Origin of the sequence: Teretinema zuelzerae, assembly GCF_021021555.1 — a bacterium.
GTDB classification, from domain to species: Bacteria; Spirochaetota; Spirochaetia; order Treponematales; family Treponemataceae; genus Teretinema; species Teretinema zuelzerae.
In genome coordinates this window covers 20,019-28,092 of record NZ_JAINWA010000002.1, presented here as the reverse complement: position 1 = coordinate 28,092, position 8,074 = coordinate 20,019, and the positions used below count along the sequence as shown (strand labels likewise).

Sequence of the window (8,074 nt, the reverse complement as noted above, 5' to 3'; positions counted from 1 at the left end):
GCATTCAACGCACTTTCATCTACTTGAGCCGGTCTTCCACCACCTGTCGGTTGTGACTTTTTCGTTTGCTGAGTGGGAGGTATACACCGGACTCTCTTCCTGAATGGCCGGAGGAGACGAATTGCGTATTTCCGTACGTTCCTCGTAGGGCTTAGGTTGCACAGAAAAGTCAGGGACATTCAATTCAGAAGCGACGCCGTCTTCCATCTTCTTCTTTTTTTGCTCTCAGAAGGGAGATAATCGAAACAACAACGATGAGGGAAGCAAGCCCACCGGCCAACAACAAAATGAGTTTTTGTTAATCCTCGGAACAACTGTTTTCGGCTCAACTGAAGCACCATCTTTTTCTGAAGAAACATCTTCGGTACCTTTTTCTTCTTCCAGCGCTGCTTCTCGTGCAATTTCATCTTCATCCGAAAGAACAAGGCCGGTTTCCTCGTCATATTGACTCATTACTTACCCCTTTTTCTTCTCGATTGTAATTCGCTCTTTTTTGTACTTGACTGTCACACGCTCGATAAGCTTATCAATGACAATCAAATTCCCCTGTGGGCGATAATTTACCACGTCGGCCTTATTTTCAAAGATCCCTGGTAATTCCATCTGTAAGACTTCTTCACCGAAGGTTATATAGGTCTTCTTTCCATCATCATAGACTCTTGTTGGAATCCATCGAGGTTTCTTGAAAACATTGAAAGTAATCTTGTAGTCGAATGATAGAAAGCGTGGATCTATTGTATCCATTTCTGTTGCTACTTGAATTTCTTTGTTATGTCTTTAGCAAAGATCTGTGGCATCCCTTGATTGTGATATTTCCATTTCACAATAGGCATATACACGTTTGAATAACTTCTTAAAACCACATGGTATACTCTCATATTTGTATTTATGATGAGTGTGGCATCAAGTCCGGCCTGTTTCGGTTTAACATAGATATGTTGAACGACAACATTGTTCTGCTGATTAACACCTGCACCAAAATCCATCGCTCGGTATCTGAAACAAATGGACTATCGATGACTATCTCACCGGGCTGTAGGTGTATATCTGTTGTGCGTAGTATCTGACAATATACTTCATACACCTGATCTGGATCATAATCATAGATTCTCGCTGCGTGTGAGTACTCAGTTGGTTTGATAGTTCCCTCTTCAGTAGATTGTTTGACTGAATCAAGACCGGTAGTCCGTTTTACCGCTGGCTCAGGAGTCGGAATATACACAGGGCGATCAACATAGACTATTTGATTTTGAACATCGATGGAGGCTTTCAGTTCTTCAACTGCAACTTCTTCTTCGCTCTTTTCTTCCATTTCAACAAGTTTGTCTTTGACAACTTCGTTTCTCGGCTCCATGTCCATTGTTTTACAGGAAACTCCCAGAATAATACTGATAGCGAGTAAAAAAATGGCGCGGATCTCATGTCTTTTGTACATTACTGTGCTCCTTGTATGCGAGTGATTTCAGTGAATTGTATTCTTCGATGTAAATACCTAGTGGATTGAGTTTTTCTGCTTTCTTGGGCGGCGTCTTCCGGGTTGTCGTAACCAATGCGCGGAAACGTTTAGTTCCCGCTCCCCGTCCGGTTACAGTTTCAATAAAATCAACTTTGATAGGTACTACCTGATACCCGTATTGTCGATTCTATTGTTACTACTCGCTTCTTGAATCCAATATCTGCGAAGGGATTATCCTCACGATTGCAGGGTCATTCGATCTGCACAGGAAAGGAGTAATGATGTTATAGAGGGAGCTGATATTTGAAGTGAGAACTTCTCCATCGGTGGAAGCGTACGTAATTTTGGAGGAATGTTTCCACCTGGTAGATATATGCGCTTCAGGGATGTTCATCGTTTGATAGGAATAGCTGGATACATCCCTACATATTTTGCTTCGCCCATGGTAGAACAGTAATTACAACCGGGATCTTCTTCGGTAGTGTCATTGCCCATGACAGTGACACGCAAGAACAATGATCACAGCGAGTTCCACTATCGCTAATAAGCCACTCTTTTTGCCTTTACTCTCCCGAGCCACTAAATCGCAGTATAGTTTTTCATTTCGCTTCATAGGTTATCAATATCAAATTCTGTGTAGATTACTTTCTATGATGACTTGCCATTATTTCCTCCAGATGGTGGTGTAGTGGTGTAGGTGGTGTAGTACGTTGTGGGGATTGTTGTCCTAACGGAGTTCCACCGTCATACTTTTTGGTATCTTGCTGAACAGGTTTTTGCATTCCGCCTATTTGTGCTTTCCATGCAGAAGATTCAGCATTTTTAGTTCTTGCTTAGGTTGTGCATATCGTTCCGCTCCTTTTGCTTTATTCTCCTGAGCAAATTCACCGCTTGTTTTCCGATTCCCATCTTCTTTTGTTTGTTCCGAGCCTCAAGAGATGAGAATCGATTTCCCGCCGCCACTATTACTTCCGCCTCCTCCTTTACCATTCGTAAGACTTTTGCAAGTCCATGAACACCGGACTTCACAGACTCTTTGGCAGAATCACCCATCGAGCGCGCACCTGCTGCAATTGAGCCAAGCTTTCCTTTCCCATCAGCGGCGGCAGCCTTTCCAGCACCAACAGCCTGATCAACCGCTGCTTTCCCTTGTACAGCGGTTTTGACTCCAGCAGAAGCTGCACCCTTAACGGCAGCTCCACGGCTGCGGCGGCTCCTGCCATAGAGGCAGCAGTCCGAAGACCTTCAGCCATTGATAATTGAGGCGTACCGGTCAACAGAGCTGTCGCAAGGGCGGGGCCGTTTTGGCAAAGAAGCCAATGAAGGAAGATGGTGAATAGCGTATAGATCGTCTGGTCGATGAAGTTATCAAAGGGTCGAACCATGAGCGCAAGAAACCCATTTATTGCGAGCATGAACGTAAGGGTTACAAAGAGAAGTTTTAACGCCTGACGGACTATTGCTCCCACCAGTTTCTCTGTAAGGAACTTTGTTCCATCCCAGAGCATGAAGGGAAGCATAATACATCCAACACTTGTGATAAGTGTAAATTCATTGCACCAATGAAATATTGAATGGAACAGAATATTCCACCAAGAAGAACCGCAAGTGAAGCAAGTGCAAGTAATGTAAAACCTCCGATATCAGGACCTTTTGGTGGAACCACACTTACACTTAAGCAAACAAGTGCTTTGCTCCAGATATTTTCAAAGGTAAGCATCAGTAGGCGCATAACCGCGTTTGGTCTTATGAACATACCCGGACGTTTATCAGAGCCTTTATCAAAGATATCAAGCACATACTTTTTTGCGACATTACCTTTCCCAGTTTCTTCTTCCAATACTTTAATGATGTCTGAATATGCATCAGGGTCGTTTGCTTTCTTTTCCCAGAACTCAGTTGCCTCGCCATCAGAAGTAGTTTTCTGGATCATCGCGGCAACCTTCCCGTAGCTTGAACCATAACTCCAGGCATAGATAATTCTGTTTATACCTTGAATCATTAAGGATAAGCATTAATGAAAATTAAGAAGAAAATCACAGATGTGAATGTCTTGATTAACTGCTCTGATAATCCTTCACCTTTAGCAATATACTTAATCGCGATAAACCCAAGATTAAGTGTTAGGATAATTTTTGCAATAAACATCGCTTGTCCCATGAAATACCCTTGAAGACTGGAAAAGTCCTCTAACAAGGTAAAGAATGGGGCATCAAGCCATTTTGGTTCCATTTGTCCTCCTGTGCCTTTTGTGCTTTTGCATCCGATAACTCCTGTTCTATAGTTATATTTAATTAAGGAATCCTTAACTTACCTTGTTTTTCAGTGTCTAGAAGTGTTATACTTTTTAGTAAGGAGATGTAGATGAAAAAATATTTATGCTTCTGATATTTATTCTTACTGGATATATGAGTTTTACAGAAAATTACTCAACACCTCTTTTTATTAGTACAGAACTAGTTGCAACTGTTAATGATGAAATTGTTCGCTTCTTTTCCTTTGAAAAGGATTCTTGGAAGTCTGATCCCTCTGCTAATTTGACTTTACCGGTTGGTTGTTCCGATGTTTCTTTGACAAGTGTTCTAGGAAATATTGTTGTCGCAACCGTTGATGGAAACATTGTTCGTTTCTTTTCCTTTGAAAAGGATTCTTGGAAGTCTGATCCCTCTGCTAATTTGACTTTACCGGTTGGTTGTTCCGATGTTTCTTTGACAAGTGTTCTAGGAAATATTGTTGTCGCAACCGTTGATGGAAACATTGTTCGTTTCTTTTCCTTTGAAAAAGATTCTTGGAAGTCTGATCCCTCTGTTAATTTGACTTTACCGGTTGGTTGTTCCGATGTTTCTTTGACAAGTGTTCTAGGAAATATTGTTGTCGCAACTGTTAATGAAAATACTGTTCGTTTCTATTCCTTTGAAAAAGGTTCCTGGAAGTCTGATCCCTCTGCTAATTTGACTTTACCGGTTGGTTGTACCGGTATTTCTTTGACAAATGTTCTGGGAAATATTATCGTTGCAACTGTCAATAAAAATTCTATTCAGTTATATTCATTTGAAAAAGGTTTCTGGAAGACTGATCCTTCTACAATTTATCATTTTTGATTCTATCCAGCCGTCTAAACTGACGGCTCAATCCTCTTTAACTTATTTATTCGATCCAATCTTTTGAAAAGCGACCTTTTTGTTGAACAGGCATATCAGCTGCGATATCTTTATCAGCCTGATAACGAACATTTAACGCGTTAATACGGTTCGCTTCCATTTGTTGGCCAATAAGTATTTGCATGAGCGCAGTCAGGGATTGTAAGACAGCCAGATTACTTTCAGATTTCTCTGCTTCTTCATTATTGCATCCATCTCCTGTGCAGCAACCTTATTGTTTTCTTCGATTACATCTCCGATAACAGTCATTTGCTTTGCTGCCTCATTAATTCTGCCTTTCCATGCAACCGCATATGCATAGTTAGCAGGATTAAGACCATAGTGACTCCACGCTCTTGCTTTTTCCCAATCACTCATATCTGAGGTCATATCATTTTCAACCATGTCAATTGCTTCGCCTGGGAGTCTATAGAATTGACTTATCGGGACTTTCTTCCCACGACTTCAACACTGATTGCTTTAAACCGATTCTCTGTCTTTCTCACAAAATCAATTTGTTTATCAACATAAGAGACAGCATCGCTAAATGACTTAATCTCGCTCATATCCAATTGCTGTAATTGCTTCAATTGTGCCTGAGTGGTTACATAGGCGTACTCAACCTGCTTTATCGAGTTCAATACAGACTGGTACATTTGATATCCGTTATGAACTGTTTCAAGAATATGTGCCATATCGATTACTGGCGCATTTGCTCTCAGAGGACTACAGAAAAATACCAACAGGCACACGCCATGTACTACTCTTAATACCGTATTCTTCATTTACGCACTCTCCTTCATGTACCGTGAATAATCGAGTCCTTTTGCCTTCAAGATATCAGCAGCATATTCGTATCCACTCTCGTCTCCATGTTCAGCGACAAGCTTATCAAGAAGTTCATGATCTGGAGTTCCTATAAGTGCGAGTGTAATGCTATCACGCTTCAGATCAAGCTGAAACTTTCTACTTCCCATCGTTGAGGTGTATAAGTAGTCTTGTTTCATTATCCCATGAGAAAGAGAGCTGATTTCTGCATCAGTAAGACCAAAGGTAGAATAGGCATGATGCATGGCCGGTGTTTCAGCCTCCGGATCTGCAAGGAAAATCTTTGTATGGCACTGTTGTATGATCGTTGAACACAAGGACGAATTAACTGCATCAGCAACATCCTGTGTAGCAAATACAACAAAAACATTCTTCTTTCGGAGTGTTTTGAGCCACTCTTCGATCTTTGCTCTGAATATTGGATGACGAAGAAAAAGCCATGCTTCATCAAGGACAAGCAACGTAAGACGGCCAGTAAAGAGGCTTTCTATGTAATGGAAAATATATGATATAGCTGGAGCTACACACGATTCTCCCATTTGCATGAGATATTCCATTTCAAGTGTAATATACCGGCTATCAAGGGAGATTGAAGTGGAGGAAGCATCAAATATTGCTCCATACTTACCGCCAAGTTGATACGGACGTAATGTTTCGCGTAGTAACGGTTGTTTAGTTTCAGGATCAAGATAGTTAACACTTTGACAAAAAGTAGTAATCGTTCGCTTCGACTTTGGAATACTGGCCATTCGTTCAATTGCATCGGTAATAGCACTACTCATCGAAGGAGTGACTGTTACTCCTTGAATTTCTACTAGAGACTCAATCCATTCAGTTGCCCAGGTACGATCAAGAATTGTTTCAAGGTGTGCTAACGGTTGAAAACACACACCATTCGTTCCCGGCTCATAGTAGCGACCACCGAAGGCCATGGTTGGCTGTCTGGCAGATCGTCCTTTATCAAGTACGATTACCTGGCTGTCAGTATATTTGAAGAACTGTAATTCTAGAAGGTTAAGAAGCGTTGATTTTCCAGCTCCTGTCGGTCCAAGTATGATTGTATGGCCAACATCACGAGGATTTAAGCTAAGAAAAAAGGGAGTCCCATCTTGAGTCGAGCAAGTAACATGAGGTAGATCAATTCCGCTTACATTACCTGCATGTTCATTTTCAATCATTCCTGCCCAGATTGCAGACAAAGGTACTACATGACTAAAATTACTTGATACAACCGGAAGGGAGCGGATATTACTAACAACATCCCCTGGCATCATAGATTTCCATGCTTCGAATGCATTAAAGGTCTCTTCCTTTGCTACAAAACCAACACTCTGAACCAGTTTTTTGACTTCTTGAGCCTTCTTATGTGCTTTTTTTAAATCTGTATCCCATACCATTATATTTGAGGTATACAGGCCAAGAGAGACTTCATCTGTATCAAGAGCAATCTGAGCGGCAGCAGCGTCTTCTTCCTTCACAATCGCGCCACCGTTTATTTGCTTTGGTGGCTCCTTTGTTGCAGAAGCAATAAAGGATTGGAACCAACCAACCTGATTACCACGATGGTTTTGTTGAGCTTTTTCAGTCTTCTTTATCGCTTCCTCTTTATCAAGACAGATATATCGTGTGCTCCATCGATACTCCAATTTTGCCTTATTGAGCTTGTCGAATATAGCCGGATACGTACTCTGAGGAAAATCGACAATACCAATTACTGGTATATAGTTCTCCCCTAATTTCATAGTAAGCCCAATATCAAGGACTTCATCCGGAAGAAGTCGATCAATAAAAAAAGGATTATCGGGCAGAGTTAAGGAATGCCTATTATTAGATATAGTTGAATGAAGATATTCACAGGTCTGAGAATCACTCAAAGGAGCGATGAGTATTTTAGTTGCGAGGATTCCAACGATATCATCTGTAGTGGTTTCAAAATAGGAAATGTCTTCTTCAAGAGAGTTACTGTGTCCAGTTTCAGTATAAAAGAGATTTGTTGCTTTTTTTGTGATTTCTCTCGGAGGCCGATATGTGAAGGTTAAATAGTATGAAGATTCAAAGTGCTTTCCGAAAGATCGAAAAGCTTCTTCTCGTTCTTTATCAATTAGATACGGAGCGAGATTCGTAAACTTTCCTCCGGGGTATTCTTGTGTTGAAAACCGTTGAACTTCCATTTGAATAGCCCAACCAGAACCAAGACGTTTCACTGAATTGCTCAAATGAAGAGAAAGATCATTGATATAAAAGGCGGCAGAGGACTCAAGGTCGGGTCCTCGAAAGGCAAAACTACGCTGGAGAAGTCCGTCTTTCTGAACAACGACTCCTTCTACGCTACTCGATAGATATCGCCATGGTAAGTGACGGCTCCAATAATCTGCATTTGTAGGTATTCCATTTTGTGCCATATGATTGCGTATCTCCTTTTTCCTTTTTCGCTCTCTAATGCGGACTACTGTGAGCCATTCCGATAATGGAATGGCTCACAAGGGTGTTCATGGCACCAGATAGTCCTTTTGATTGACGTGTTCGATGAGAATGTCGATAAGATAGGGATCTTTTTTGTCATTATTCGCATTGCAATGTACAAAGCGGCAATTATGACACCAAAGTAGTATTGCTTTAGGATATACATAGTAAATACACCTAACAGCAA

The 8,074-nt window shown here is 41.1% G+C and carries 14 protein-coding genes; 1 reads left to right on the top strand and 13 read right to left on the bottom strand.

The window, feature by feature from the left end:
* Positions 1–225: 225 nt before the first annotated feature.
* The 9 genes from K7J14_RS07260 to K7J14_RS07235 form a co-directional block, all read right to left on the bottom strand.
* Positions 226–453, bottom strand: coding sequence for a hypothetical protein (locus tag K7J14_RS07260; protein WP_230754836.1), 228 nt, complete (start codon positions 451–453; stop codon positions 226–228).
* Between the two features lie 3 nt (positions 454–456).
* Positions 457–744, bottom strand: coding sequence for a TrbG/VirB9 family P-type conjugative transfer protein (locus K7J14_RS16115; RefSeq protein WP_269062439.1), 288 nt, complete (start codon positions 742–744; stop codon positions 457–459).
* Between the two features lie 8 nt (positions 745–752).
* Positions 753–986: a TrbG/VirB9 family P-type conjugative transfer protein gene (locus K7J14_RS16380; RefSeq protein ID WP_408033978.1), complete on the bottom strand. Its 234-nt coding sequence runs from the start codon at positions 984–986 to the stop codon at positions 753–755.
* The gene (locus K7J14_RS16110) at positions 887–1,435 is read right to left on the bottom strand and encodes a TrbG/VirB9 family P-type conjugative transfer protein (protein ID WP_269062438.1); all 549 of its coding nucleotides are present in this window, start codon (positions 1,433–1,435) and stop codon (positions 887–889) included. The genes K7J14_RS16380 and K7J14_RS16110 overlap by 100 nt, the downstream gene beginning before the upstream one ends.
* Positions 1,419–1,598 (bottom strand): hypothetical protein, encoded by a 180-nt coding sequence (locus K7J14_RS16375; RefSeq protein WP_408033979.1) that lies wholly within the window; start codon positions 1,596–1,598, stop codon positions 1,419–1,421. The genes K7J14_RS16110 and K7J14_RS16375 overlap by 17 nt, the downstream gene beginning before the upstream one ends.
* A gap of 680 nt (positions 1,599–2,278) precedes the next feature.
* Positions 2,279–2,509: a hypothetical protein gene (locus tag K7J14_RS07250; protein WP_230754834.1), complete on the bottom strand. Its 231-nt coding sequence runs from the start codon at positions 2,507–2,509 to the stop codon at positions 2,279–2,281.
* On the bottom strand, positions 2,482–2,964 hold the full coding sequence (locus K7J14_RS07245; RefSeq protein ID WP_230754832.1) for a hypothetical protein: 483 nt from the start codon (positions 2,962–2,964) through the stop codon (positions 2,482–2,484). The genes K7J14_RS07250 and K7J14_RS07245 overlap by 28 nt, the downstream gene beginning before the upstream one ends.
* The gene (locus tag K7J14_RS07240; RefSeq protein ID WP_230754829.1) at positions 2,913–3,458 is read right to left on the bottom strand and encodes a hypothetical protein; all 546 of its coding nucleotides are present in this window, start codon (positions 3,456–3,458) and stop codon (positions 2,913–2,915) included. Before K7J14_RS07240 ends, K7J14_RS07245 begins: the two co-directional genes overlap by 52 nt.
* Positions 3,458–3,688: a hypothetical protein gene (locus K7J14_RS07235; protein ID WP_230754827.1), complete on the bottom strand. Its 231-nt coding sequence runs from the start codon at positions 3,686–3,688 to the stop codon at positions 3,458–3,460. The genes K7J14_RS07240 and K7J14_RS07235 overlap by 1 nt, the downstream gene beginning before the upstream one ends.
* A gap of 176 nt (positions 3,689–3,864) precedes the next feature.
* On the opposite strand from K7J14_RS07235, the gene K7J14_RS07230 reads away from it, so the two are divergent.
* Entirely contained in the window at positions 3,865–4,557 is a 693-nt protein-coding gene (locus tag K7J14_RS07230; protein ID WP_230754825.1) for a hypothetical protein, read from the top strand.
* A gap of 46 nt (positions 4,558–4,603) precedes the next feature.
* Here K7J14_RS07230 and K7J14_RS07225 read toward each other — a convergent pair whose 3' ends face one another.
* From K7J14_RS07225 to K7J14_RS07210, 4 genes are read right to left on the bottom strand one after another with little or no spacing between them, the layout of a single operon-like run.
* Positions 4,604–4,741 (bottom strand): hypothetical protein, encoded by a 138-nt coding sequence (locus tag K7J14_RS07225; RefSeq protein WP_230754822.1) that lies wholly within the window; start codon positions 4,739–4,741, stop codon positions 4,604–4,606.
* A gap of 8 nt (positions 4,742–4,749) precedes the next feature.
* Positions 4,750–5,001 (bottom strand): hypothetical protein, encoded by a 252-nt coding sequence (locus K7J14_RS07220; RefSeq protein WP_230754820.1) that lies wholly within the window; start codon positions 4,999–5,001, stop codon positions 4,750–4,752.
* A gap of 35 nt (positions 5,002–5,036) precedes the next feature.
* Positions 5,037–5,381, bottom strand: coding sequence for a hypothetical protein (locus tag K7J14_RS07215; protein ID WP_230754818.1), 345 nt, complete (start codon positions 5,379–5,381; stop codon positions 5,037–5,039).
* Positions 5,382–7,826 carry a TraG/VirB4 family ATPase gene (locus tag K7J14_RS07210; protein WP_230754668.1) on the bottom strand — a complete coding sequence of 815 codons (2,445 nt, stop codon included), beginning with the start codon at positions 7,824–7,826 and terminating at the stop codon, positions 5,382–5,384.
* Positions 7,827–8,074 lie beyond the last annotated feature (248 nt).

What these genes read in the sequence shown, in the direction of transcription:
- K7J14_RS07230 (WP_230754825.1), top strand. Translation starts at nt 3,865, where the DNA reads ATGAGTTTTACAGAAAATTACTCAACACCTCTTTTTATTAGTACAGAA.
- K7J14_RS07215 (WP_230754818.1), bottom strand. Translation starts at nt 5,381, where the DNA reads ATGAAGAATACGGTATTAAGAGTAGTACATGGCGTGTGCCTGTTGGTA.
- K7J14_RS16115 (WP_269062439.1), bottom strand. Translation starts at nt 744, where the DNA reads ATGGATACAATAGATCCACGCTTTCTATCATTCGACTACAAGATTACT.
- K7J14_RS16380 (WP_408033978.1), bottom strand. Translation starts at nt 986, where the DNA reads ATGGATTTTGGTGCAGGTGTTAATCAGCAGAACAATGTTGTCGTTCAA.
- K7J14_RS07260 (WP_230754836.1), bottom strand. Translation starts at nt 453, where the DNA reads ATGAGTCAATATGACGAGGAAACCGGCCTTGTTCTTTCGGATGAAGAT.
- K7J14_RS07235 (WP_230754827.1), bottom strand. Translation starts at nt 3,688, where the DNA reads ATGGAACCAAAATGGCTTGATGCCCCATTCTTTACCTTGTTAGAGGAC.
- K7J14_RS16110 (WP_269062438.1), bottom strand. Translation starts at nt 1,435, where the DNA reads ATGTACAAAAGACATGAGATCCGCGCCATTTTTTTACTCGCTATCAGT.
- K7J14_RS07225 (WP_230754822.1), bottom strand. Translation starts at nt 4,741, where the DNA reads ATGCAAATACTTATTGGCCAACAAATGGAAGCGAACCGTATTAACGCG.
- K7J14_RS07210 (WP_230754668.1), bottom strand. Translation starts at nt 7,826, where the DNA reads ATGGCACAAAATGGAATACCTACAAATGCAGATTATTGGAGCCGTCAC.
- K7J14_RS07250 (WP_230754834.1), bottom strand. Translation starts at nt 2,509, where the DNA reads ATGGGTGATTCTGCCAAAGAGTCTGTGAAGTCCGGTGTTCATGGACTT.
- K7J14_RS07220 (WP_230754820.1), bottom strand. Translation starts at nt 5,001, where the DNA reads ATGGTTGAAAATGATATGACCTCAGATATGAGTGATTGGGAAAAAGCA.
- K7J14_RS07240 (WP_230754829.1), bottom strand. Translation starts at nt 3,458, where the DNA reads ATGATTCAAGGTATAAACAGAATTATCTATGCCTGGAGTTATGGTTCA.
- K7J14_RS07245 (WP_230754832.1), bottom strand. Translation starts at nt 2,964, where the DNA reads ATGCTCTGGGATGGAACAAAGTTCCTTACAGAGAAACTGGTGGGAGCA.